This is a genomic window from Klebsiella sp. SYXHC3 (assembly GCF_057196925.1).
On the sequence record NZ_JBXUNG010000011.1, the window covers coordinates 21,999 to 47,240 of the forward strand.

The 25,242-nt window shown below is 56.8% G+C and carries 23 protein-coding genes; 16 read left to right on the top strand and 7 right to left on the bottom strand.

Going from position 1 to position 25,242, the window contains the following annotated elements; all coding sequences use genetic code 11:
• Positions 1-5 precede the first annotated feature (5 nt).
• The 3 genes from recO to acpS are packed head-to-tail and all read left to right on the top strand — an operon-like array spanning position 6 to position 1,866.
• Entirely contained in the window at positions 6-743 is a 738-nt protein-coding gene (gene recO, locus AC2CGP_RS20740; protein WP_015370291.1) for a DNA repair protein RecO, read from the top strand.
• A gap of 11 nt (positions 744-754) precedes the next feature.
• A complete protein-coding gene (gene pdxJ, locus AC2CGP_RS20745) occupies positions 755-1,486 on the top strand; it encodes a pyridoxine 5'-phosphate synthase (protein WP_015370292.1) in 732 nt (243 codons plus the stop codon).
• Positions 1,486-1,866 (top strand): holo-ACP synthase, encoded by a 381-nt coding sequence (acpS, locus tag AC2CGP_RS20750; RefSeq protein WP_015370293.1) that lies wholly within the window; start codon positions 1,486-1,488, stop codon positions 1,864-1,866. Before pdxJ ends, acpS begins: the two co-directional genes overlap by 1 nt.
• 8 nt (positions 1,867-1,874) lie before the next feature.
• Here acpS and AC2CGP_RS20755 read toward each other — a convergent pair whose 3' ends face one another.
• Both AC2CGP_RS20755 and AC2CGP_RS20760 read right to left on the bottom strand, forming a co-directional pair.
• The gene (locus tag AC2CGP_RS20755) at positions 1,875-2,135 is read right to left on the bottom strand and encodes a YfhL family 4Fe-4S dicluster ferredoxin (RefSeq protein ID WP_045386930.1); all 261 of its coding nucleotides are present in this window, start codon (positions 2,133-2,135) and stop codon (positions 1,875-1,877) included.
• 56 nt (positions 2,136-2,191) lie between these two features.
• On the bottom strand, positions 2,192-3,040 hold the full coding sequence (locus AC2CGP_RS20760) for a MurR/RpiR family transcriptional regulator (protein ID WP_015370295.1): 849 nt from the start codon (positions 3,038-3,040) through the stop codon (positions 2,192-2,194).
• A gap of 214 nt (positions 3,041-3,254) precedes the next feature.
• Here AC2CGP_RS20760 and yfhb point away from each other — a divergent pair, with 214 nt between their 5' ends.
• Together yfhb and tadA are read left to right on the top strand one after the other, a co-directional pair.
• On the top strand, positions 3,255-3,890 hold the full coding sequence (gene yfhb, locus AC2CGP_RS20765; protein ID WP_015370297.1) for a phosphatidylglycerophosphatase C: 636 nt from the start codon (positions 3,255-3,257) through the stop codon (positions 3,888-3,890).
• A gap of 79 nt (positions 3,891-3,969) precedes the next feature.
• Positions 3,970-4,473, top strand: coding sequence for a tRNA adenosine(34) deaminase TadA (gene tadA / locus AC2CGP_RS20770; RefSeq protein WP_015370298.1), 504 nt, complete (start codon positions 3,970-3,972; stop codon positions 4,471-4,473).
• Here the strand turns inward: tadA and mltF are convergent.
• Positions 4,470-6,089, bottom strand: a complete 1,620-nt coding sequence (mltF, locus tag AC2CGP_RS20775) for a membrane-bound lytic murein transglycosylase MltF (protein WP_026612242.1) — start codon at positions 6,087-6,089, stop codon at positions 4,470-4,472. The genes tadA and mltF overlap by 4 nt on opposite strands.
• 173 nt (positions 6,090-6,262) lie before the next feature.
• Here mltF and purL point away from each other — a divergent pair, with 173 nt between their 5' ends.
• The 5 genes from purL to glnB all read left to right on the top strand — a co-directional run bounded on the left by purL (position 6,263) and on the right by glnB (position 14,582).
• Positions 6,263-10,150 carry a phosphoribosylformylglycinamidine synthase gene (gene purL / locus AC2CGP_RS20780; RefSeq protein WP_015370300.1) on the top strand — a complete coding sequence of 1,296 codons (3,888 nt, stop codon included), beginning with the start codon at positions 6,263-6,265 and terminating at the stop codon, positions 10,148-10,150.
• A 557-nt stretch (positions 10,151-10,707) separates the two neighbouring features.
• Positions 10,708-12,144 carry a sensor histidine kinase gene (locus AC2CGP_RS20785; RefSeq protein ID WP_026612243.1) on the top strand — a complete coding sequence of 479 codons (1,437 nt, stop codon included), beginning with the start codon at positions 10,708-10,710 and terminating at the stop codon, positions 12,142-12,144.
• A gap of 17 nt (positions 12,145-12,161) precedes the next feature.
• On the top strand, positions 12,162-12,854 hold the full coding sequence (gene qseG / locus AC2CGP_RS20790) for a two-component system QseEF-associated lipoprotein QseG (RefSeq protein ID WP_026612244.1): 693 nt from the start codon (positions 12,162-12,164) through the stop codon (positions 12,852-12,854).
• Positions 12,841-14,178, top strand: a complete 1,338-nt coding sequence (gene glrR / locus AC2CGP_RS20795; protein WP_213759841.1) for a two-component system response regulator GlrR — start codon at positions 12,841-12,843, stop codon at positions 14,176-14,178. Before qseG ends, glrR begins: the two co-directional genes overlap by 14 nt.
• Before the next feature lie 65 nt (positions 14,179-14,243).
• The gene (gene glnB, locus AC2CGP_RS20800; protein ID WP_002914032.1) at positions 14,244-14,582 is read left to right on the top strand and encodes a nitrogen regulatory protein P-II; all 339 of its coding nucleotides are present in this window, start codon (positions 14,244-14,246) and stop codon (positions 14,580-14,582) included.
• Positions 14,583-15,035: 453 nt separating this feature from the next.
• On the opposite strand, the gene hmpA is transcribed toward glnB, so the two are convergent.
• Positions 15,036-16,226 (bottom strand): NO-inducible flavohemoprotein, encoded by a 1,191-nt coding sequence (gene hmpA / locus AC2CGP_RS20805; protein ID WP_015370304.1) that lies wholly within the window; start codon positions 16,224-16,226, stop codon positions 15,036-15,038.
• A 324-nt stretch (positions 16,227-16,550) separates the two neighbouring features.
• Here hmpA and glyA point away from each other — a divergent pair, with 324 nt between their 5' ends.
• The gene (glyA, locus tag AC2CGP_RS20810) at positions 16,551-17,804 is read left to right on the top strand and encodes a serine hydroxymethyltransferase (RefSeq protein ID WP_015370305.1); all 1,254 of its coding nucleotides are present in this window, start codon (positions 16,551-16,553) and stop codon (positions 17,802-17,804) included.
• 56 nt (positions 17,805-17,860) lie between these two features.
• On the opposite strand, the gene AC2CGP_RS20815 is transcribed toward glyA, so the two are convergent.
• Positions 17,861-18,283: a DoxX family protein gene (locus AC2CGP_RS20815; protein WP_015370306.1), complete on the bottom strand. Its 423-nt coding sequence runs from the start codon at positions 18,281-18,283 to the stop codon at positions 17,861-17,863.
• Between the two features lie 299 nt (positions 18,284-18,582).
• Between AC2CGP_RS20815 and AC2CGP_RS20820 the strand changes: the two genes are divergently transcribed.
• A complete protein-coding gene (locus AC2CGP_RS20820) occupies positions 18,583-19,719 on the top strand; it encodes a 3-phenylpropionate MFS transporter (RefSeq protein ID WP_032715165.1) in 1,137 nt (378 codons plus the stop codon).
• Here AC2CGP_RS20820 and csiE read toward each other — a convergent pair.
• Positions 19,716-20,993 carry a stationary phase inducible protein CsiE gene (gene csiE, locus AC2CGP_RS20825; protein WP_015703176.1) on the bottom strand — a complete coding sequence of 426 codons (1,278 nt, stop codon included), beginning with the start codon at positions 20,991-20,993 and terminating at the stop codon, positions 19,716-19,718. The two genes, AC2CGP_RS20820 and csiE, sit on opposite strands and share 4 nt — an antisense overlap.
• A gap of 124 nt (positions 20,994-21,117) precedes the next feature.
• Between csiE and AC2CGP_RS20830 the strand changes: the two genes are divergently transcribed.
• Both AC2CGP_RS20830 and AC2CGP_RS20835 read left to right on the top strand, forming a co-directional pair.
• Positions 21,118-21,756: a DUF1007 family protein gene (locus AC2CGP_RS20830; RefSeq protein WP_086557548.1), complete on the top strand. Its 639-nt coding sequence runs from the start codon at positions 21,118-21,120 to the stop codon at positions 21,754-21,756.
• On the top strand, positions 21,747-22,727 hold the full coding sequence (locus AC2CGP_RS20835; RefSeq protein ID WP_086557547.1) for a nickel/cobalt transporter: 981 nt from the start codon (positions 21,747-21,749) through the stop codon (positions 22,725-22,727). The genes AC2CGP_RS20830 and AC2CGP_RS20835 overlap by 10 nt, the downstream gene beginning before the upstream one ends.
• A 48-nt stretch (positions 22,728-22,775) precedes the next feature.
• On the opposite strand, the gene suhB is transcribed toward AC2CGP_RS20835, so the two are convergent.
• Positions 22,776-23,579 carry an inositol-1-monophosphatase gene (gene suhB / locus AC2CGP_RS20840; protein ID WP_015370312.1) on the bottom strand — a complete coding sequence of 268 codons (804 nt, stop codon included), beginning with the start codon at positions 23,577-23,579 and terminating at the stop codon, positions 22,776-22,778.
• A gap of 120 nt (positions 23,580-23,699) precedes the next feature.
• On the opposite strand from suhB, the gene trmJ reads away from it, so the two are divergent.
• Entirely contained in the window at positions 23,700-24,434 is a 735-nt protein-coding gene (gene trmJ / locus AC2CGP_RS20845) for a tRNA (cytosine(32)/uridine(32)-2'-O)-methyltransferase TrmJ (protein ID WP_015370313.1), read from the top strand.
• Between the two features lie 244 nt (positions 24,435-24,678).
• Positions 24,679-25,170: a Fe-S cluster assembly transcriptional regulator IscR gene (gene iscR / locus AC2CGP_RS20850; protein ID WP_015370314.1), complete on the top strand. Its 492-nt coding sequence runs from the start codon at positions 24,679-24,681 to the stop codon at positions 25,168-25,170.
• Positions 25,171-25,242: the final 72 nt, after the last annotated feature.

Sequence of the window (25,242 nt, forward strand, 5' to 3'; positions counted from 1 at the left end):
GCAACGTGGATGGATGGCAGCGCGCCTTTGTCCTGCATAGCCGACCGTGGAGCGAAACCAGTCTGATGCTGGACGTCTTCACGGAAGAGTCCGGTCGCGTGCGCCTGGTTGCCAAAGGCGCACGCTCCAAACGCTCTAATCTCAAGGGCGCTTTACAGCCCTTTACCCCCTTACTGGTTCGCTTCGGCGGCCGCGGCGAAGTCAAAACGCTTCGCAGCGCGGAAGCCGTCTCGCTGGCGCTGCCGCTCAGCGGTATCACGCTCTACAGCGGTCTTTACGTTAACGAACTCATCTCCCGCGTGCTCGAGCACGAAACGCGCTTCTCTGAACTTTTTTTCGACTACCTGCATTGCATCCAGGCGCTTGCCGGGGCCAGCGGTTCGCCGGAGCCCGCGCTGCGGCGTTTTGAGCTGGCGCTACTCGGGCACCTGGGCTATGGCGTTGATTTCCTCCACTGCGCCGGCAGCGGCGACCCGGTGGATGACACCATGACCTACCGCTATCGCGAAGAAAAAGGCTTTATCGCCAGCCTGGTGATTGATAACAGCACGTTTACCGGGCACCATTTGAAAGCGTTGGCTAGCCGCGAGTTTCCGGATGTAGATACGCTGCGCGCCGCGAAGCGCTTTACCCGCATCGCCCTGAAGCCGTATCTTGGAGGGAAACCGCTCAAGAGCCGGGAATTGTTTCGCCAGTTTATGCCCGCGCGAAAGGCGCGAGCCGATAATACGAATAATGATTAACGAGGATTGTCATGGCTGAATTACTGTTAGGGGTCAATATTGACCACATTGCGACATTGCGTAACGCGCGCGGTACCGCTTATCCGGATCCGGTGCAGGCGGCTTTTATTGCTGAACAGGCCGGTGCCGATGGTATCACCGTGCACCTGCGCGAAGACCGCCGCCATATCACCGATCGTGACGTGCGCATCCTGCGCCAGACGCTGCATACCCGAATGAATCTTGAAATGGCGGTTACCGAAGAGATGCTGGCGATCGCCTGCGAAACTAAACCGCACTTTTGCTGCCTGGTGCCGGAGAAGCGTCAGGAAGTGACCACCGAGGGTGGGCTGGACGTGGCCGGGCAGCGCGATAAGATGCGCGATGCCTGTCAGCGCCTGGCGGATGCCGGTATTCTGGTCTCCCTGTTTATCGACGCGGATGATGAGCAGATCAAAGCGGCTGCCGAAGTGGGCGCGCCGTATATTGAAATCCATACCGGCTGCTATGCCGATGCCAAAACCGATGCCGAACAGGCTAAAGAGCTTGAGCGTATCGCCAAAGCGGCGACCTATGCTGCCAGCCTTGGCCTGAAGGTGAACGCCGGTCACGGTCTGACCTATCACAACGTGAAAGCCATTGCCGCCTTACCGGAAATGCACGAACTGAATATCGGCCATGCCATTATTGGTCGCGCAGTGATGAGCGGCCTGAAAGAGGCTGTCGCGGAAATGAAACGCCTGATGCTGGAAGCGCGCGGCTAATGGCGATTCTCGGGCTGGGTACCGACATCGTCGAAATCGCCCGCATCGAAGCGGTGATCGCCCGTAGCGGCGATCGCCTGGCGCGCCGGGTGCTGAGCGATCACGAATGGAGCATTTGGGAGCAGCACCAGCAGCCGGTGCGTTTTCTGGCAAAACGCTTTGCGGTCAAAGAAGCGGCGGCGAAAGCGCTCGGAACCGGTATTCGCAACGGCCTGGCGTTTAATCAGTTCGAAGTTTACAACGATGAATTGGGCAAGCCGAAACTGCGGTTATGGGGCGAAGCAAAGCTTTTAGCCGAACGGATGGGGGTAAGCGCTATTCACGTCACTCTCGCCGATGAACGCCACTACGCCTGCGCCACGGTGATCGTCGAAAGCTAAACCCGCGGTTAAAGCTTATCCGCGTGGTGCATGAGCACGAATTTATCCCACAACTGTTCTTCATTCTCGACGTGCGCCGGATCTTTGAGAATAGTATTCGGGATCGGACACACTTTCTGGCAGGTTGGCGTGTCGTAGTGGCCCACGCACTCGGTGCAGCGGTTGCTGTTAATCTCATAAATGCTCTCGCCCATCGAAATGGCCTCATTTGGGCACTCCGGTTCGCACATATCGCAATTGATGCATTTTTTGGTGATTAACAGCGCCATCAGGAAAATCTCAGAAACAACACAAACAGGGCGGGCATTATACGCCCATTTTCTACTCAGACCAGCTTTTTCACCAGCGCTTCGCTATGGCGTATGCGTTCCGGCGCGTGTTCAAGATCTTGCTGCACCAGCGCCATAAAGAGGAGATCGGTGAGCATCATTTGCGCGCTGGTGGAGGAGATGGCTGCGCTGCGCGTCGCCTGCTCTTCAGCAATGGTGTAAAGACACTGTGAAGCCTGCTGCTGCAACGCGTTGGGAGTGAAACCGGTGATCGCGAGGATCTTGCTGCCGACGCGGAGCGCTTCAGCAGCCGCCATATTGATCTCGCGGCGTTCTCCGGAATAGGAGATAGCCAACAGCAGATCGTCCGCCGACATCGCCTGCACCGTTGCCAGCAGCGCATGCATATCCTGCTCGGCGACGGCGTTGATGCCAATTTTCATTAACTTCCAGCTAAAATTGCGCGCCACCAGCCCGGAGGCGCCGATGCCGGTAATGATCACCCGGCGAGCATCGCGCAGCAGGGCCACTGCTTCCAGAAGTTTCTCTTCGCTGTTGACGTCCAGCGAAGCGTGCATCGCCGCGATGTTATCTTTGATCAGCTTTTCGCCTACCAGACGCAGCGGATCGTCGCCACGGATTTGGTTATGTACCGGCACAGAGTGAGGATCCGGACTGCTGGCCAGCGCTTCGCTGAGCGCCAGTTTTAATGCCGGAAAGCCTTTGAACCCCATTTTTTGCGCGAACTTCACCACGCTGGACTGGCTGACGCCCGCTTCGCCCGCCAGCTGCTGCGAGCTGAGATGACGGGTTTGGTCCGGCTGAGCCAGAATAAAGTCGGCAAGTTTTTTGTCGCTCGCCGCCAGCGACGGGTAACGTTGGCGGATGCGGATTAAACAGTTCATGGCTTCTCCGAAGGAGGGCGTTAGCGGCTGAAAGAATTTTGTATTCGATTATAAGTGGAATAGTACGAATTAAAAATTCTGCTGTGAAGAATTATGCGAATGGGTCAGATTCTGAATCTTACCTCAACCGTGGCAGACAATTTCGCGCTCGTCGCGGCAAGCCTGTTAAGCTATCGGCATCGCCAGGAAAATCCGTACCAGAAAGGAGTTCGGTTTGAACAGTAACGCGCGACGAGTCGTGTTTTTCGATCTTGATGGCACATTGCACCAGCAGGATATGTTCGGCAGCTTTATTCGTTACCTCTTACGTCGTCAACCGCTCAACATACTGTCAGTGGCGGCCTTGTCGCCAATAGTACTGCTGGGCCTGTTGGTTAACGGACGCGCGGCGCGCTGGCCGATGAGCCTGCTGCTGTGGGCCGCCACCTGCGGCCGGCGTGAAAGCCATCTTAAGCGTCTGGAGGCGGAGTTCGTTAGCTGGTTTCGCCAGCACGTGACCGCCTTTCCGGTGGTACAGGGCCGGCTAAACGACTATTTAACCAGTACCGATGCCGACGTCTGGCTGATTACCGGCTCACCGCAGTCGCTGGTGGAACAGGTCTATGCCGATACGCTTTGGCTGCCGCGCGTAAAGCTTATCGCCAGCCGCATGAGCCGCCGTCGCGGCGGCTGGGTGCTGACGCTGCGTTGCCTGGGCCATGAGAAAGTAGCGCAGCTGGAACAGCGGATCGGCGCGCCGCTACGCTTATATAGCGGCTATAGCGATAGCGAGCAGGATAACCCGCTACTCTGTTTTTGCCAGCATCGCTGGCGAGTGACGCCGCAGGGCGATCTCCAGCAGCTCGAATAATTCCGCTGCAGGCGAATTATTTGGGCGATATATAGTGCCCATGTATAATGCGCCCCGCTTTTTCTGCAGGAGTGCCGCTGTGTCTGACCACGAATTTAATGATGAATACTGGATGCGCCATGCGCTGACGCTGGCGAAACGCGCCTGGGAAGAGGGCGAGGTGCCGGTGGGCGCCGTGCTGGTGCATAACAATCAGGTCATCGGCGAGGGCTGGAACCGGCCAATTGGTCGTCACGATCCTACCGCCCATGCCGAAATTATGGCGCTGCGTCAGGGAGGGCTGGTCCTGCAGAACTATCGTTTAATTGATGCCACGCTGTACGTCACGCTGGAGCCTTGTGTGATGTGCGCCGGGGCGATGGTGCATAGCCGCATCTCGCGGCTGGTGTTCGGCGCCCGCGATGCTAAAACCGGCGCGGCCGGGTCGTTAATCGATGTGCTGCATCATCCGGGGATGAACCACCGGGTTGAAATTACCGAGGGAATTCTGGCTGAATCTTGCTCCGCGATGCTGAGCGATTTCTTCCGCTGGCGGCGGGAAGAGAAAAAGGCATTGAAGAAAGCGCGTCAGGAAGAGGGCTAACGTCCCATTGTCGGCAACTTCAGCTTAACGTTGTCGACAAGCTTTTCGCCGCGGAATTTAAAGAAGGGCATCGCATACTCTTTATGCTCGCTATCGAGTTCTTCCGGCGCGACGGCCGGATAAGCTTCGGCAATCGCCATTTCTTGCGCCGCTTTCCTTTCCTGTTCAGACAAATATCCAACCAGGCTGATATGGTACTTACGAATATTTTCCACGTAGGCGTAAGCCTCATGGCCGCGGGCGTAGCCATATTTTAAGCGGCTGTAGTAGGGCTTCTGGCTCAGCAATGGCAGACGCTGCTTAACGTCGGACCAGCTGTTCGGGTTGCCTTTTTGTTTTTTAGTCAGCGCCATTGCGTCAAGCATATGCGCGTAGCCCATATTATAGGCCGCCAGCGCAAACCAGATCCGCTCCTCTTTCGGGATCGCCTCCGGCACTTTGGCCATCATATCCTGCAGATAGCGCATGCCGCCGTCGAGGCTCTGTTCGGCATCGGTACGATCGGTCAGACCTAAACTCTGGGCGGTGTTACGGGTTAGCATCATCATACCGCGCACGCCGGTCGGCGAGGTGGCCTGCGGATCCCAGTGCGACTCCTGCCAGGCAATCGCCGCCAGCAGTCGCCAGTCGATCTGTCGGGCGTATTTCTCAAACAGCGGCTTCAGATCCGGCAGCGTATTCTGTACCGCGCGCAGGAAGGTGCGGGTATCAACATAGTCGAAGTCGTTGCCGTGGCCGAGATACTTCTCTTCCAGGCGGGCGAGGGTGCCGTCTTCATTCATACTATTAAAGAAATCGAGCATGGCTGCCGATAGTGAATTGTCTTCGCTTTTTTCGCTAAACCAGGTGACCGGCTGTTCATCGCTGATGTCGAGAGCCACCGCCAGCTCCGGATGTACGCGCTGGAACAGGCTGACGGCGACGGAATCGGCGACGGTATATTCCAGCGTGCCGTCGATGACCGCCTGCATCAGGGCGGTGGTGCCGCGCTTTTCATCAACGCGCCAGTTGAGGTCCGGGTATTTGCTCTCCTTCAGCGCCTGCAAGTCGTTGAGGGCGACGTGGCCTGGGGCGATGGCGAGCTGTTCGGCGTTGATCCCGGCCAGCGTACGCGGACGATTACCGCCAACGCGATAGACCAGCTGCTGCGAAACGGAATAATAGGTGGGGCCCGCCTGATAGTTCTTTACCCGCTCGGTGTTATAGACCAGCCCGGCGGCCAGCATATCGGTTTTACCGGCATCGAGATCGTCAAATAGCTGGCTAATATTCTGCCGCACGGTGACTTTCAGCTTCACCCCAAGGTAATCGGCGAAGCGTTTCGCCAGTTCGTAATCGAGACCGTAGTCTTTGTTGTTGATGGCGGCGTAGGTCAGCGGCGAGTTAATTGTACTTACGCGCAGTTCGCCGCGAGCAATGATCCCGGCAACGCGGTTCTCCGGTTTTCCCATCCACGGTAAAGACGGCCACAGCGCCGCCGCCAACAAAAGGGTGACGACGCCGATCAGCAGATAATTAATCTTTAATTTTTTCAAATAGTTAATTTTCTGCAGCGTGGAGTTCCTCAGCTGGGTATATCCGGAAAAAGTAAAAGGTTGCCGTAAGTTGAGCGGCATTTTGCTTAAGAATGCGCCAGTTGGCAACATATTCGCGATTCATGTCACATTTATTGATAAAACTGATGAATCATTTTATTTCTACGCAAACGGTTTCGTCGGGGCTCAGGATTCTCTATAATGGCGCCCGTTTCCCCCTGGCTCACCTTGAAAGCTTCGAAGACGAGAGACTTATGATGGATATTTTGCGTGGTTCACCTGCACTGTCGGCATTCCGTATCAACAAACTGCTGGCACGTTTTCAGGCGGCCAACCTGCCGGTTAGCACCTTATACGCGGAGTATGTTCACTTTGCCGACCTGAGCGCCCCGCTAAGCGATGAGGAGCGCGAAAGACTGGTCAGACTGCTTAAATATGGCCCAAGCCTCAGCAGCCATACGCCAACCGGTAAATTACTGCTCGTCACCCCTCGCCCCGGCACTATCTCCCCCTGGTCCTCCAAAGCTACCGACATCGCCCATAACTGCGGTTTATCGCAGGTCGTGCGGCTGGAACGCGGCGTGGCGTACTACGTTGAAGCACAGGGTCTGAGCGATGCGCAGTGGGACGCCGTTGCGGCGGAGCTGCACGATCGCATGATGGAGAGCGTTTTCACTGAGCTGGAAGAGGGAGAGAAGCTGTTTGCTCATCATCAGCCGACACCGGTGGCCAGCGTGGACCTGTTGGGCCAGGGACGTCAGGCGCTGATTGACGCCAACCTCCGTCTGGGGCTGGCGCTGGCCGATGACGAAATCGACTACCTGCAGGACGCATTCGTTAAGCTTGGCCGCAATCCGAACGACATTGAACTGTATATGTTCGCGCAGGCCAACTCGGAACATTGCCGCCACAAAATTTTTAACGCCGACTGGATTATCGACGGCCAACAACAGCCGAAGTCGCTGTTTAAAATGATTAAAAATACCTTCGAGAAAAACCCGGAATATGTGCTGTCTGCCTATAAAGACAACGCCGCGGTAATGGAAGGTTCCGAAGTCGGACGCTATTTCGCCGACTACCAGACCGGGCGCTATGACTTCCATCAGGAGCCGGCGCACATTCTGATGAAAGTTGAAACTCACAACCACCCGACGGCGATTTCGCCGTGGCCGGGCGCCGCAACCGGCTCCGGCGGCGAGATCCGCGACGAAGGCGCCACGGGGCGCGGCGCGAAGCCGAAAGCGGGTCTGGTCGGCTTCTCGGTGTCTAACCTGCGTATCCCGGGTTTTGAACAGCCGTGGGAAGAGGATTTCGGTAAACCTGAGCGTATCGTAACCGCGCTGGATATCATGACCGAAGGCCCGCTGGGCGGCGCGGCGTTTAACAACGAATTTGGTCGTCCGGCGCTGAATGGCTACTTCCGTACCTATGAAGAGAAAGTGACCAGCCACAATGGCGAAGAGCTGCGCGGCTATCACAAACCGATCATGCTGGCGGGCGGTATTGGCAACATCCGCGGCGAGCACGTCCAGAAGGGCGAAATCACCGTTGGCGCCAAGCTTATCGTGCTGGGCGGCCCGGCGATGAACATTGGTCTCGGCGGCGGCGCGGCGTCATCCATGGCTTCCGGCCAGTCTGATGCCGATCTGGATTTCGCCTCTGTACAGCGCGACAACCCGGAAATGGAGCGCCGCTGTCAGGAAGTGATCGACCGCTGCTGGCAGCTGGGCGATGCGAACCCGATTCTGTTTATCCACGACGTTGGCGCGGGCGGTCTCTCTAACGCCATGCCGGAGCTGGTGAGCGATGGCGGCCGCGGCGGAAAATTCCAGCTGCGCGATATCCTCAGCGATGAGCCGGGCATGAGCCCGCTGGAGATCTGGTGTAACGAATCCCAGGAGCGTTACGTTCTGGCGGTCGCGCCGGAACAGCTGCCGCTGTTTGAAGAGCTGTGCCGCCGCGAGCGCGCGCCTTATGCGGTGATCGGCGAAGCCACGGCGGAGCAACACCTTAGCCTGAGCGACAGCCACTTTAACGATCGGCCGATCGACCTGCCGCTGGACGTCCTGCTCGGCAAAACGCCGAAAATGACGCGTGACGTGCAAACGCTGAAAGCGCAGGGCAGCGAGCTGGATCGTCAACCAATGACGATTGCCGATGCGGTTAACCGCGTGCTGCATCTGCCGACGGTGGCTGAGAAAACCTTCCTTGTGACCATCGGCGATCGCACCGTGACCGGTATGGTGGCGCGTGACCAGATGGTGGGGCCGTGGCAGATCCCGGTCGCCAACTGCGCGGTGACCACCGCCAGCCTCGATAGCTACTACGGCGAAGCTATGGCGATGGGTGAACGCGCGCCGGTTGCGCTGCTCGACTTTGCCGCCTCTGCCCGCCTGGCGGTCGGCGAAGCGTTGACAAACATCGCCGCTACGCAGATTGGCGAACTCAACCGCGTCAAACTGTCGGCAAACTGGATGGCGGCAGCCGGTCACCCGGGTGAAGACGCCGGCCTGTATGAGGCGGTAAAAGCAGTCGGTGAAGAACTGTGTCCAGCGCTGGGCCTGACTATCCCGGTGGGTAAAGACTCAATGTCGATGAAAACCCGCTGGCAGGAAGGAAGCGAGCAGCGCGAAATGACCTCGCCGCTGTCGCTGGTGATTTCCGCGTTTGCCCGCGTTGAAGACGTGCGCGGCACCGTGACCCCGCAACTCTCTACGGAAGATAACGCCCTGCTGCTGATCGATCTCGGCAAAGGGCGTAACGCGCTGGGCGCCACCGCGCTGGCGCAGGTCTATCGTCAGCTAGGCGACCAGCCGGCCGATGTGCGTGATGTCGCGCAGCTGAAAGGCTTCTGGGACGCGATGCAGGCGCTGGTGGCACAGCGTAAGCTGCTGGCTTATCACGACCGCTCCGATGGCGGCTTGTTAGTGACGCTGGCGGAAATGGCTTTTGCCGGTCACTGCGGCGTAACAGCCGATATCGCCGCGCTGGGCGACGACCGTCTGGCTGCGCTGTTCAACGAAGAATTGGGCGCGGTGATTCAGGTTCGCGCCGCCGACCGCGAAGCGGTGGAAGCGCTGCTGGCGATGAATGGTCTGGCAGATTGCGTGCACTACTTAGGCCAGGCGACGGCAGGCGATCGTTTTGTTATCACCGCCGACGGTCAGCCGCTGTTCAGCGAAAGCCGCACCACGCTGCGTATGTGGTGGGCGGAGACCACCTGGCAGATGCAGCGCCTGCGCGATAACCCGGAATGCGCCGATCAGGAGCACCAGGCGAAGTCTAACGATAGCGACCCGGGCCTTAACGTTAAGCTGTCGTTTGATATCAATGAAGATGTTGCCGCGCCGTATATTGCGACCGGCGCGCGCCCGAAAGTGGCCGTGCTGCGCGAGCAGGGGGTTAACTCTCACGTTGAAATGGCGGCCGCTTTCCATCGCGCCGGCTTCGATGCCATCGACGTGCATATGAGCGATCTGCTGGCGGGTCGTACTGGTCTTGGCGACTTCCATGCGCTGGTGGCCTGCGGCGGTTTCTCCTACGGTGACGTACTGGGGGCAGGCGAAGGTTGGGCGAAATCGATTCTGTTCAACGAACGCGTACGCGATGAGTTCGCCACTTTCTTCCATCGCCCGCAGACGCTGGCGCTGGGCGTGTGTAACGGTTGTCAGATGATGTCCAACCTGCGTGAGCTGATCCCTGGAAGCGACCTGTGGCCGCGCTTCGTACGCAACCACTCTGACCGCTTTGAAGCGCGTTTCAGCCTTGTTGAAGTCACCCAGAGCCCATCGCTGCTGCTGCAGGGCATGGCCGGTTCGATGATGCCGATTGCCGTTTCTCACGGCGAAGGGCAGGTGGAGGTGCGGGACAGCGCGCACCTGGCCGCGCTTGAAAGCAAAGGCCTGGTGGCGCTACGTTTCGTCGATAACTTCGGCAAAGTGACGCAAACCTATCCGGCGAACCCGAACGGCTCGGTGAACGGCATTACCGCGGTGACCAGCGAAAGCGGTCGCGCGACGATCATGATGCCGCACCCGGAACGCGTCTTCCGTACCGTCAGCAACTCCTGGCACCCGGAAAACTGGGGTGAAGACAGCCCATGGATGCGTATCTTCCGCAACGCGCGTAAGCAACTGGGTTAATCTAAGTTGATGAAAACGGGCCCCCTGTTAATCCAGGGGGCTTTTTTATTTGTGATCGAGGCCGTATCAGAGTGTCGGGAATTACCGACAGACGCGGTTTAATGGTGTCTCTGAATGACGACACTTAAGCTATTGATTTTAAATATGTGTAATTGAGGGCTGATTTGTTGTTGCCAATTGGCGACACTATGGTCAAAGAATAGACAAATGAATTTTAGTGGGTTATTGCATGTAATTCGTTATATATCATGCTGTTAATAATTTTTTTGAAAGGTGGCATAGTTCGTGCATAATAATCAGCAGTGGCTCATTCACCTTCTTATGTCAGCCCCTTCGGGAAGCGCTACATAAACTTCGAATGACGCACAAACAGGTGCCTGCCGTCCAACTCCTGATAACAGCTCTGCTTTATCAGTCATCGGGCGAAACGTCGAGTAAGGCACCGCCTCATTCCTTAATAAAGGCAGGCTTTAGAGCCTGCCTTTATTGTTTCTGCCGTGGATGTTTCCGCCATCCTCAGTTAGCATCTTCAGGAGCTAATGGTTGAGGCTATATCTTTGAAGCGATTCTCTCTTTTCCCCCGTTCCTTGCGCCAACTGGTGACGCTTTCCTTTGTGCTGATCATGCTGCCGCTGTTGGTGCTGGCATGGCAGGCCTGGCAAAGCCTGAACGCGCTCAGCGCCCAGGCCGCGCATATTAACCGCACCACCTTGACTGATGCGCGGCGTAGCGAAGCGATGGTCAACGCCTCGCTGGAAATGGAGCGTAGCTATCTCCAGTATTGCGTGCTGGACGATCCTACTCTTGAGCGGGTCTATCAAAATCAACGTAAGCGTTATAGCGAAATGCTTGAGGCGCTCTCCGGCGTGTTGCCGGATGCTCACATTTGGCAGACCCTGCGGCAGAACCTCGCCGACCTGGCCCAATTGCGTTGCCATAATAGCGCGCCGGACGCCAAAGCCGCGGCGAGCCTCGAAGCCTTTGCCGATGCTAACAGTGAAATGGTGCAAGCGACCCGCACGGTCATCTTCTCCCGCGGCCAGCAGCTACAGCAGGAGATCGCCGAGCGCGGGCAGTTCTTCGGCTGGCAGGCGCTGGTTCTGTTTCTGCTGAGCCTGACGCTGGTTTTGCTGTTTACCCGCATGATCATCGGCCCGGTGAAGGGCATCGAGAAGATGATTAATCGCCTGGGAGAGGGAAAATCGCTGGATGATGCGGCACTGTTCACCGGCCCGCGCGAACTGCGATCGGTCGGTAAACGGATTATCTGGTTGAGTGAACGTCTGGCGTGGCTGGAGTCCCAACGCCACCAGTTTCTTCGTCATCTGTCACATGAACTGAAAACACCGCTCGCCAGCATGCGTGAAGGAACGGAGCTGCTGGCGGACCGGGTAGCGGGGCCGCTGACGACGGAACAGCAAGAAATCGTTGAGATCCTTGATAACAGCAGCCGCAATCTGCAAAAGCTGATCGAACAGCTGCTCGACTATAACCGCAAACTGGCCGATGGCCCGGTCGAGCGGCAGAAAGTGGATATTGCCGAACTGGCGCAGACCGTCGTTTCCGCGCATAGTTTACCGGCAAGAGCCAAGATGATGTCTACCGAGCTGGCGCTGGGTGAACGCTTCTGCCTGGCGGAGCCGACGTTGCTGACCAGCGTGCTTGATAATCTGTACTCCAATGCGGTGCACTATGGCGCTGAATCCGGTAACATTCGGATTCATAGTTACCGCCACGGCGAGCAGGTTCGTATCGATGTCGCCAATAGCGGCGAGCCGATCCCCGTCGCCGAAAGAAATATGATTTTCGAGCCTTTTTATCAGGGAAGCCACCTGCGTAAAGGGGCAGTAAAAGGCAGCGGTCTGGGGTTGAGTATCGCCCGCGACTGCGTACGGCAAATGCAGGGAGAGCTGAGCCTGGTCGATGATAATCCCGGGTTCATCTGTTTTCGCATCTCGCTCCCCGCCGCTGAGCCGGGAAAAACCAACACATGAATCAACATTGGGTGAATATGTCCCTCTTTTTCGCATTGCGCCGTCCTTTACGGGGATGGCTGCTGTCGGGCCTATGCTGCCTGACGCTGGCGGGTTGTTCTGCCGCTATGTCGCCGCGCGCCGCAGACGGCAATGCGCCGCCCGAGCTACCGGAACATCAGGTGGCGGATTTTCTCTCCGTAGATTGCGCCAATATCTGGTCGCTGGAAAACGATGCCAGTGATAAGAACCCGCTGTATTGGCTGCGTGGTATTGACTGCGCGGATCGCCTGGCGCCGGTACAAGCCCGCGCCGAAGCCAAATTGCATAACGATGATAACTGGCAGGATGCGTTGAAACGCGGCATTCTGCTGGCCGACGCCAAAATCACCCCCGATGAGCGTCGCGAAATGGTTGCCCGCATCGACAGCTTTAGCCCGCAAATCGCCGCGCAGGTTCGCCCGCTGTACCGGCTGTGGCGCGACGGCCAGGCCCGGCAATTGCAGTTATTTGAGGAGCGCTCCCGCTACGGCAAACTCCAGCAATCGAGCGATGCTGAACTGGAAACCTTGCGTCAGCAGGAGCAGCAGTTGCGTAGCCAACTGGAGCTGACCACCCGCAAGCTGGAAAACCTTACCGATATTGAGCGCCAGCTCTCCAGCCGTAAGCCCGGCGGCAATTTTAATAGCGGTAGCGACAAGGTACCGGAGGTGATCCATGACGATCCGTAAACCCGCCCACCTGTTGCTGGTGGACGACGATCCGGGGCTGTTAAAGCTGCTGGGGATGCGACTGGTCAGTGAGGGTTATAGCGTGGTCACGGCGGAAAGCGGGCCCGAGGCGCTACGCGTGCTGACGCGCGAGCGGGTGGACCTGGTGGTGAGCGATTTACGCATGGATGAAATGGATGGCCTGCAGCTGTTTGCTGAAATCCAGAAGGCGCAACCCGGCATGCCGGTCATCATCCTGACCGCCCACGGCTCTATTCCTGACGCCGTTGCCGCTACCCAGAAAGGGGTGTTTAGTTTTCTGACTAAACCGGTCGATAAAGACGCGCTATATAAAGCGATTGACGATGCTCTCGAGCAGAGCTCGCCGGCCACCGACGAGCGCTGGCGACAGGCGATTGTCACCCGCAGCCCACAGATGCTGCGGCTGCTGGAGCAGGCCGGTATGGTGGCGCAGTCGGACGTTAGCGTGCTGATTATCGGCCAGAGCGGTACCGGGAAAGAGATTGTCGCCCAGGCGATCCACAACGCCAGTCCGCGCCACGAAAAACCGTTTATCGCGATTAACTGCGGCGCGTTGCCGGAACAATTGCTGGAATCCGAACTGTTCGGCCACGCGCGCGGCGCCTTTACCGGCGCGGTCAGCAACCGCGAAGGGCTTTTTCAGGCCGCCGAGGGCGGTACGCTTTTCCTTGATGAAATCGGCGATATGCCCGTCGCGCTGCAGGTGAAGCTACTGCGCGTACTGCAGGAGCGTAAGGTGCGCCCGCTGGGTTGCAACCGCGATATCGATATCGACGTGCGCATTATCTCGGCGACCCACCGCGATCTGCCGAAGGCGATGGCGCGCGGTGAGTTCCGTGAAGATCTGTTCTATCGGCTCAATGTGGTTAACCTGAAGATCCCGCCGCTTTCCGAGCGCGCGGAGGATATCCCGTTACTGGCCAATCATCTATTGCGCCAGTCCGCCGACCGTCACAAACCTTTCGTGCGCGCCTTCTCCACCGATGCGATGAAGCGGCTAATGGCCGCCAAATGGCCGGGCAATGTGCGCCAGCTGGTTAACGTGATTGAACAGTGTGTGGCGCTGACTTCATCGCCGGTGATCAGCGATGCGCTGGTGGAGCAGGCGCTGGAGGGTGAGAATACCGCGCTACCGACCTTCGTCGAGGCGCGTAATCAGTTTGAGCTCAACTACCTGCGTAAGCTTTTGCAGATAACCAAAGGTAACGTGACGCATGCCGCGCGGATGGCCGGGCGCAACCGCACCGAGTTTTACAAACTGCTGTCGCGCCACGAGCTCGACGCCAACGACTTTAAAGAGTAGCCCCGCGGCATAGCGCAAGTTATGATACGGTAAGCAACCGGTTACGCGACAAAGACAGGAAAACCATGAAAAAGATTGATGCGATTATTAAACCGTTCAAATTGGATGACGTGCGTGAAGCGCTGGCGGAAGTCGGTATCACCGGCATGACGGTGACGGAAGTCAAAGGGTTTGGTCGTCAGAAAGGGCATACCGAGCTGTACCGCGGCGCGGAATATATGGTGGATTTTCTGCCGAAGGTGAAAATTGAAATCGTGGTGACGGACGATATCGTCGATACCTGCGTCGATACCATCATTCGTACCGCCCAGACCGGTAAAATCGGCGACGGTAAAATCTTTGTCTTCGACGTGGCGCGGGTGATTCGTATCCGTACCGGTGAAGAAGACGACGCGGCGATTTAATCCTCGCCGCTCGCTGCAGTATTGCCGGGTGGCGCTACGCTTACCCGGCCTACGGTCCGTGCGGCCTGCTGTTAATTTATTCACCATGCTGGCTGAAACTGCCGGTGTTGGTGGCCTCAAAATCGCTGAGACGTTCCCGGAAGGCCGGGGCAGCCCGCATGGATGCGGGCTGAGGGCCGTGTTTTGCAAGGACGCTGCCTCGGCCCGACCCGAAGCCTGCAGGGATAAGTCGAAGGTACCACGAAGTGGCGATTTTGGCGGCCAGAGCCCGGGAGTACAGAGGGCGGCGGCGACTGGCCGCCCTCTGTGCGCTCCCTGCGCCACGGAAAACATATTGCAGCAAAATTAACTGGGAGCGCAATGTGCTCTGAATTAACACAAAGCACATGTTTTTCCCGGACCAAAACCGTTGCAAACCGATAATAGTATCTACAAATCCCCGCGTCGTTGGGCTTACAGAACCTTATGCGGGCCGAAACATTCGTAATGAATGTTGTCTTTATTGACCCCTAATTCTACCAGCTGCTTCGCCGCAAACTGCATAAACGCTACCGGGCCGCAGAGATAGAATTGCATCTGCGGGTCGCGAATATTTTCCGCCAGCGGCGCTAAATCCATCAAACCTTCGCTATCAAAACGTCCTGCCTGACGGTCGGCCTCGCTCGGGCTGCGGTACCAGACGTGAGAGGTAAACTTAGGCAACGCCGCGCCAAGCGCCTTCACTTCGTCCGCAAAGGCGTGAACGTCACCGTTTTCCGCCGCGTGGAACCAGTTCACCTGGCCCTGATGATGGCTTTTCGCCAGCGTATCCAGCATCGCCAGCATTGGCGTTTGGCCGACGCCGCCGGAGAGCAGGGTCACCGGCGTCTGCGCTTCCACGTTGAGGAAGAAGTCGCCTGCCGGCGCGGCTAAGTAGACTACGTCGCCTTCGCTGGCGTGGTTATGCAGCCAGTTGGACACCTGGCCGCCATTCTCGCGTTTCACCGCGATGCGATAGCCTTTACCGTCCGCTCTGCGGGTCAGAGAGTATTGACGAATTTCCTGATATTCGAAGGCTTCCGGCTTCAACCAGATAGCCAGATATTGTCCTGGCTGGTAATCGGCGACCGGCTGACCGTCGACAGGCTCCAGTTCAAAGCTGGTAATAAGCTGGCTGCGCGGGGTCTTCTTAACAATGCGGAACGCGCGGGTACCTTCCCAGCCGCCATTTTTACTGGCGTTATCCTGATAGATCTCCGCTTCGCGGTTGATGAAGACGTTCGCCAGCACCCCGTAGGCTTTGCCCCAGGCGTCGAGTACTTCCTGGCCTGGGCTAAACATTTCGTCGAGGGTCGCCAGCAGATGGCTGCCGACAATATTGTACTGCTCCGGTTTAATCTGGAAGCTGGTATGTTTCTGGGCGATTTTTTCGACCGCCGGCAGCAGGGCCGGCAGGTTGTCGATATTACTGGCGTAGGCGGCGATAGCGTTGAACAGCGCTTCGCGCTGATCGCCGTTGCGCTGGTTACTCATATTGAAGATCTCTTTGAGCTCCGGATTATGAGTAAACATACGATCATAAAAATGCGCGGTTAACTTTGGGCCGGTCTCTACAAGCAGGGGAATGGTGGCTTTGACCGTGGCGATGGTTTGAGCGTCGAGCATAGCAGCTTCCTTAAATATTATCCTATTGATGCATTTCAAATGCATCTTATATAAATAACCCTGCTATGTAAATGGTTCTTTATCACTTTGCCGCAAAGCAGTTACAACATGAAGAATTTGCATCACAAACCTGAAAAGAAATCCGTTGATAATGTTTGATGCGTTATTGCTCAAAGCCTTGTGTGCTGTGGAGCCAATCGTTTGCGTAAAATCCTTTGTCAAGACCTGTTATCACAGAATGATTCGGTTATACTGTGGGCCGTTGTCCATCAGGACCGCCTTTTTAGGCCAAAATTTTATCGTTAGCTGAGTCAGGAGATGCGGATGTTAAAGCGTGAAATGAACATTGCCGATTATGATGCCGAACTGTGGCAGGCTATGGAGCAGGAAAAAGTACGTCAGGAAGAGCACATCGAACTGATCGCCTCCGAGAACTACACCAGTCCGCGCGTGATGCAGGCTCAGGGTTCCCAGCTGACTAACAAATATGCCGAAGGTTATCCGGGCAAGCGCTACTACGGTGGCTGCGAGTACGTGGATATCGTTGAGCAACTGGCTATCGACCGCGCGAAAGAACTGTTCGGCGCCGACTACGCTAACGTGCAGCCGCACTCCGGCTCGCAGGCTAACTTTGCCGTCTACACCGCACTGCTGCAGCCAGGCGATACCGTGCTGGGTATGAACCTGGCGCAAGGCGGCCACCTGACCCACGGTTCCCCGGTTAACTTCTCCGGTAAACTGTACAACATCATTCCTTACGGTATCGATGAGTCCGGTAAAATTGACTACGAAGACATGGCGAAGCAGGCCCAGGAGCACAAACCGAAGATGATCATCGGTGGCTTCTCCGCTTACTCCGGTATCGTTGACTGGGCGAAAATGCGTGAAATCGCTGACAGCATCGGCGCTTACCTGTTCGTCGATATGGCGCACGTAGCGGGCCTGATTGCCGCCGGCGTTTATCCGAACCCGGTTCCGCACGCCCACGTTGTTACTACTACCACCCACAAAACCCTGGCGGGTCCGCGCGGCGGCCTGATCCTGGCGAAAGGCGGTAGCGAAGAGCTGTACAAGAAACTGAACTCCGCCGTGTTCCCAAGCGCGCAGGGCGGCCCGCTGATGCACGTAATTGCCGCGAAAGCGGTGGCGCTGAAAGAAGCGATGGAGCCAGAGTTCAAAGTTTACCAGCAGCAGGTTGCCAAAAACGCCAAAGCGATGGTGGAAGTGTTCCTGAACCGCGGTTACAAAGTGGTTTCCGGCGGTACTGAAAACCACCTGTTCCTGCTGGATCTGGTAGATAAAAACCTGACCGGTAAAGAAGCTGACGCCGCCCTGGGCCGCGCCAACATCACCGTTAACAAAAACAGCGTACCGAACGATCCGAAGAGCCCGTTCGTGACTTCCGGTATCCGTATCGGTTCTCCGGCTGTGACTCGCCGCGGCTTTAAAGAAGCGGAAGTGAAAGAGCTGGCTGGCTGGATGTGCGACGTTCTCGACAATATCAACGACGAAGCTGTTATTGAGCGCGTCAAAGGTAAAGTGCTGGATATCTGCGCCCGTTTCCCGGTTTACGCGTAATCTTGCCGCGTTAAGATAAAAAAGGCCGCGATTGCGGCCTTTTTTGTGTCTGCTGGTTATCGACGGTCCAGCGAAATCGAACCTGGTCCGGTTATCGCCAGCAGCAGGAAGGCCCCGGCGATACTGACGTTCTTATAGAAGTTAATCATATTCGGCAATACCGCATCGCCGGTCATATCCCAGTAATGATGGCCGATAACCGCGGTACCCAGGGTGTAAAAGATAAAGATCACCGCCAGTGGGCGGGTGAAGAAACCTAAAATAATCAGAATAGCGGCGGGTACCTCCATGATGACCGCGATGATCGCCGCCAGCGTTGGCATCGGCGCGCCGGAAGAAGCCATATATTGTACCGTTCCGCTAAACCCCATCAGTTTCGGATAGCCAAAAATAATGAACAGCAGCACGATCGCAATACGTGCGATTAACAGCAGGACAGGGCGGGAAGAGCCAAAGTCAAAATAGCGTAGCGTGTTCATAATCAGTCCTTTATCACAGGCGTGTGATCTAAACGTAATACACATTTTTACTCCCCGCCACGCTGGGAAAATAATATTGTTGCGCCTCGTTGAGCGGCGATTAAGCCGGTACGAGGGAAGCGCTCTGATGCCCGGTTATCGGATTTTTTTTCATACTGCCCGCCATGTCGCACACTCATCGCGTGACAATGCTCACGATTTTAAGAGAAATGTACTTAACGACCATGAAGATAGTGAGACATGGGTTTGCTCAGTATGCGCTTTATCGCCAGACTAGAGCTTCCATTCGGGAGGGAATCATGGTCTTGCACTCCACGCGCTGGCTGGCGCTAAGTTACTTCACCTACTTTTTTAGCTACGGTATTTTTTTACCATTCTGGAGCGTCTGGCTGGCAGGCGTTGGCCTGACGCCGGAAACCATTGGCGTGCTGCTCGGCGCCGGGCTGGTGGCGCGTTTTCTGGGCAGCCTGCTAATTGCGCCGCGGGTCAGCGATCCTTCTCGTTTGATTAGCGCCTTGCGTATCCTGGCGTTGCTGACGCTGCTGTTTGCTCTCGCCTTCTGGGTCGGCGGGCAGGTGGCCTGGCTGATGGTGGTCATCGTCGGATTCAACCTCTTTTTCTCGCCGCTGGTACCCTTAACCGATGCGCTGGCCAACACCTGGCAAAAGCAGATCACCATGGATTACGGCCGGGTGCGGTTGTGGGGATCGATTGCTTTTGTCATCGGTTCTGCGCTGACCGGCAAGCTAGTGAGTCTGTTTGATTACCGGGCGATCCTGTTGTTGTTAAGCCTGGGCACCGCTTCGATGCTGTTGGGCATGCTGCTGAAACCTTCAGTGATGCCGCAGGGGGAGAGCCGCCACCAGGAGGCGGCCGGACTACCGGCGTGGCTTAGCCTGGTGCGGCAAAGCTGGCGTTTTCTAGCCTGCGTCTGTCTGTTGCAGGGAGCGCATGCCGCCTACTATGGCTTCAGCGCGCTATACTGGCAGCAGGCCGGTTATTCTGCCTCCGCCGTCGGTTATTTATGGTCGCTCGGCGTCGTCGCCGAAGTGGTGATTTTCGCCTTGAGTAAAAAAGTGTTCCGTCGGTTTAGCGCCCGCGACCTGCTGCTGCTCTCGGCGGTGTGCGGGGTGGCGCGCTGGACGATTATGGGCTGGACGACCGCGCTGCCATGGCTACTGGTCGCGCAGATCCTCCACTGCGGAACGTTTACCGTCTGTCATCTGGCGGCCATGCGCTATATCGCCGCGCGGCAGGGAAGTGAGGTTATCCGCCTGCAGGCCGTTTACTCGGCGGTGGCGATGGGCGGCAGCATCGCGGTGATGACGGTGTTTGCTGGTTTCCTCTACCAGCACCTGCATCAGGGCGTCTTCTGGGTGATGGCGCTGGTGGCGCTACCGGCGCTGTTCGTGCGACCGAAGGCGGTGAGCGCCTAATCCTCAAGCATTTTGCAAATCTGCTGCCGCTGGTGATCGCTAAAATTCTCTTCAGCATGAAACAGCGGCGGCGAAAACAGCGGTAGCGCGGTGGTGTAAGGCGTGACCACTAAGGTCACATCCTTCGGCGCGCCTTGTTGCTGAAACTGAGTCACGCTTAAGTATTTAATATTCAGCGGCAGCAGCGTTAATTCCCGCAATTGCATTTCCAGCGCCTGTTCCAGTTCGCTATTTTCCCGCGTCAGCAGCACCACCTGCTTTTCATGCAGGTCGGCTTTTTGCATCAACCACGCGCCGAAAATCACCGCGATTAAGCTGACCTCTTCCTGATTAAATTGAATATGATAGGCCGTTTCGAAATCGCGTAATGCCTCCTGGGTGGTACGCATCAGGCGCGGATACAGGCGTCCGATCTCCTCCGGTAAAGCGTTATCAATACCGATGGCGAATACGCTGCGGTTCAACGCCTGCGAAAGATGGATATAGAGCTGGTCACTCAACCCTTGTTCATCGCTGAATGGCCGTCCCGCCAGATCCTGGAAACGATGGATCAAGCGGGAGATCGCCAGATGCAGGCGTCTGTCCTGTTGATGACCGTCGTGAATGGGATCCGGGGTTTTCAGTAACATAAACAGCAGGGTCAGGAAAAGTTGTTCGCCGGCGTGGGGCGTGGCGCTGACCCGGCGCTGCCAGTGGCGGACGATTTCGGCGGCGAGGTTAAATTCCGCCGCGGCCTGCGCCCAGTTGCGCTGCTCACGGGTGAAATCCGGCGACTGGCCCAGATGATGTTGTAGCAGGCAGTACTGAAGATACAGGCGCAGGAACTGACCGTCCCGGCAGTCGAACTGCCGATTGAGCGCGCGAGCGCAGCGATTCACCAGCGCCTGAAGATTGGTATCATCATATAAGGTTCGCGCGATACCCTGCTGTTTAAGCTGCGTTTTTAACGCCGGGGTAAAATGGTGATGAACGAAATGCGGGCACAGGCGTAGCCCACGCCGGAGAGCGTGCAGCAGGCACAGGCGTTGATCGAGCGCGGCGCCTTCAATCCGATAGCTGCCGTCCATCTGCGACGCGAGAGTCAGTCGATGATAACGCTGAATTTCGCGCCCCGTCTCCGCGATATCCTGTTGGGCCGTCGCCTCATCCACCTGGTTGAGCCTGACCAGCTGTTGCGGCGTGACGGATTGTCCCGGAAGATAGAACATCAGGAGCACCTGGCTACGGCGCTGTGGACTGGAAAGCGCAGATGGTGGTTCAATCACTGTCATCATCTGGTAAGTTCCAGTTAGGGTTTCAGCTAAGAATAGCCAAAGGATGCAGGGTGAGCAGGGCGGGCCGCGGCCTTTAGATCAGGATTGCTGGCGAAGTTCACAGAATTTTTCACGCGAGGAACAGATGAAGAAAGTGAAACACTGCGTCGGTGCGGCATTTTTCATGGTTTTATCATTGTCAGCCGTTGCGCATCCGCACAGCTTCATTAATTTGCAGAGTGAAGCCGTGGTGAAAGACGGTCTATTGACCGGTTTTAAGATGCGCTGGACGATGGACGAAATAACTTCAGCGGATCTGCTCTATGATGCCGGCAATGCAAAGGCGGGCAGCGAAGTATGGAAAAAACTGGCGGCGGAGGTCATGGCCAACGTACTCGGCCAGCACTACTTCAGCGAACTGTGGCACAACGGCCAGCGTGTTAAGTTTGCTAACCGCCCGGATGGCTACGGCCTTGCGCGTAGCGGGCTGCAGGCGGTACTCACTTTCACCTTGCCGTTGGCGACACCGCAACCTGTTGCCGGACAAACCTTTACTTTATCCACCTTCGATCCGACCTACTACGTCGATATGTTTTATGAGCAGGATAGCGATTTTTCGTTGCCTGCCGCGCTGCGGGCCTCCTGCAAGGCCACGGTAATGACGCCGAAACCCAACGACAAAATGTTGTCTTATGCGCAGTCGCTCGATAAAGAGGACGCGCCGCCGGAAGATATGGAACTGGGTAACTACTTCGCCCAGAAGGTGACCTTGATATGTCAGTAGTCTTTACGCCGCGAGCGCGGGCGCCGCGCTGGAAATCATTCTGGCCGCTGGCGCTGTTTCTGACGCTGACCGTCGTGGGCGGTATCTGGTTGTGGCTCGCCTGGCCGCAGGTACTGTTGCAAAGCGCGGTCTGGCAGCGTTCACTGAATCTTGAGCTCAGCCAACTGCTGCAGGCGGTGGCGGATAATCCGTCAGCGGCGGGGCTGTCACTGCTCGGGTTCAGTTTTGTCTACGGCGTACTGCACGCGCTTGGCCCCGGTCACGGAAAAATCGTGATAACCACCTGGCTTGCCACCCATCCCTCAAAGCTGAAATCGAGTATTACGCTGACGCTGGCGGCATCGCTGTTGCAGGGAATGGTGGCGATAGTACTGGTGGTGGTGGTATTGACGCTGCTGCAGCTTCCGGCGCGTCAACTGCATCTCAGCAGCTTCTGGCTGGAGAAGGGGAGCTATCTGCTGGTCGGCGCATTGGGGCTTTTACTGTGCTGGCGGGCATTGAAAAAACTGCGAGTCTTGCTGCGGCGGCCAACGTTTACCGCTTTTACCCCGCATCACGTCCATGATGAACATTGCGGCTGCGGCCATCAGCACCTTCCGGCGCCGGATCAACTACAGAGTGGCGACGACTGGCGCGCCAGGCTGGCGATTGTACTGTCGATGGGCATGCGTCCCTGCTCGGGAGCGATTATGGTGCTGCTGTTCAGCAAGGTAATCGGCGTCTTTGGCTGGGGCATGGCTGCCGCGCTGGTGATGGCGGCGGGAACGTCGCTGACCATAAGCGGGCTGGCGCTGTTGGTGCATGGATTCCGCCAGTTGGCTATCCGCCTGAGTCGTCATCAGGCGCCGGCGATGTGGAAACAGGTTGGCTGGGCGACGCTGGCGCTGGCCGGCGGCGTGGCGCTATTGACGGCGGCTGTCGTGATGTGGAGTAGCGCGATCCCGCCGGGCGGCGGCTTGCGGCCGTTTTAGGGTATAAAAAAAGGAAGCCGCGGCTTCCTTTTTACATTCAGTGAGAAATTAACGCTTCAGCGCTTCGCTCAGTTGCTCGCGCATGTTCGCCAGCATCGCTTTCACGACGCGCGGGTTACCGGCTACGATGTTGCCGGTCAGCATATAGTTATGACCACCGGTAAAGTCGCAAACGATGGCGCCTGCTTCACGAGCGATCAGTTCACCAGCGGCGAAATCCCACGGTTTGAGGGCGATTTCAAAGTAACCGTCAACGCGGCCAGCGGCAACGTAGGCCAGATCCAGCGCGGCGGAACCAGTGCGACGGAAGTCAGCGCACTCGGTGAACATGTTGCCGAGGATGTTCATGTAAGCGGTAGCGTGCTGCTTCGCTTTGAACGGGAAACCGGTGGCGATGATAGTACCGTCGAGATCGCGAGCGTTGCTGCCGCGCAGACGGTAGCCGTTCAGCTGCGCGCCCTGGCCGCGGGTGGCGGTGAACAGTTCATTACGCATTGGATCGTAAACCACGGCGACTTCAGTACGGCCTTTAATGCGTACGGCGATGGAAACAGAGAAGTGTGGCAGACGTTTAACGAAGTTGGTGGTGCCATCCAGTGGATCGATAACCCATTGAATATCCTGATCTTCACCAGCGTGCTCGCCGCTTTCTTCGGTGATGATGGTGTGCTGTGGGTAAGACTTGCGAATAGTTTCGATAATAATCGCTTCTGCGGCTTTATCGACGTTAGTCACAAAGTCATTGCTGCCTTTCTGGCTGGTTTCTACGGAATCTGGCGTTTCGTAGTGCTTGGCAATTAAATTACCCGCCTTGCGCGCTGCGCGCACGGCAATGTTCAGCATCGGATGCATCGGTATCTCTCACTGGATGTTAAAGAACGGGAAAAAACGGCGCATATAGTAACAGCGAATTCTGCTTATGTCTCCGTTTTATGTTAGCATGCACGAATAATCTTTAGCCGAAGAACCATAATGCTGCAAAATATTCGAATCGTACTGGTAGAAACCTCACACACCGGCAATATGGGCTCCGTTGCCCGCGCGATGAAAACCATGGGCTTAACTAACCTGTGGCTGGTCAACCCGCTGGTGAAACCTGATTCCCAGGCCATCGCGCTGGCCGCTGGCGCCAGCGATGTGATTGGTAACGCGCAGATCGTCGATACCCTTGATGAAGCGCTGGCGGGCTGTAGCCTGGTGGTTGGCACCAGCGCGCGCTCCCGCACGCTGCCGTGGCCGATGCTGGATCCGCGCGAATGCGGTCTGAAAAGCGTAGCCGAAGGTCAGCATGCGCCGGTCGCGCTGGTCTTTGGCCGCGAGCGCGTTGGCCTGACTAACGACGAACTGCAGAAATGCCACTATCACGTGGCGATCGCCGCCAACCCAGAGTACAGCTCGCTGAACCTGGCAATGGCGGTGCAGGTTATCGCCTATGAAGTGCGAATGGCCTGGCTGGCGACTCAGGAACAGGCGCAACCGGCGGTTGAACATGAAGAAACGCCGTATCCGCTGGTCGATGATTTAGAACGTTTCTACGGCCACCTTGAGCAGACGCTGCTGGCGACCGGTTTTATCCGCCCGAATCATCCGGGACAGGTGATGAACAAGTTGCGTCGCCTGTTCACCCGCGCGCGTCCGGAAAGCCAGGAGCTGAACATCCTGCGCGGGATGCTGGCGTCTATTGAGCAGCAGAATAAAGGTAAGTAAGCGCGTTAACGCCGGATGGCGCTTCGCTTATCCGGCCTACGAATCTGTTGTAGCCCGGGCGAGGCCTTTGGCCGACCCCGGGAGCGGCTCGAAATTAATAACGGCACGGAAAGCCAAATACCTGACTAAAACAGTCAAGTAAATAGTTGACCAATTTACTCGGGAATGTCAGACTTGGCCCTGCTATGCAATACCCATATTAATAAAAAGCCCGGGCAGGGGCGAGTTTGAGGTTAAGTAAGACATGAGACTGACATCTAAAGGGCGTTATGCCGTGACCGCAATGCTTGACGTTGCGCTCAATTCTGAAACGGGTCCGGTTCCGTTGGCAGATATTTCAGAGCGTCAGGGAATTTCGCTTTCCTATCTGGAACAGCTGTTCTCTCGCCTGCGTAAAAATGGTCTGGTATCCAGCGTTCGTGGACCAGGCGGCGGTTACCTGTTAGGTAAAGAAGCTGGCAGCATCGCCGTAGGCGAAGTGATCAGCGCCGTAGACGAATCCGTTGACGCCACCCGTTGTCAGGGTAAAGGCGGCTGCCAGGGTGGCGATAAGTGTCTGACCCACGCGCTGTGGCGCGATCTGAGCGAACGTTTGACCGGTTTCCTCAACAACATCACCCTGGGCGAACTGGTGAATAACCAGGAAATCCTCGATGTTTCTGGTCGTCAGCACAATCATGAATCTCAGCGTACTACGCGTTCTCAGGACGCCATTGACGTAAAACTGCGCGCCTAGCACGAGGCTTAGTTTCAGCTTGCGGCTTACGGGCTGCAAGGTGAAACGGCAGGGTAGATAGCAATAATAAAG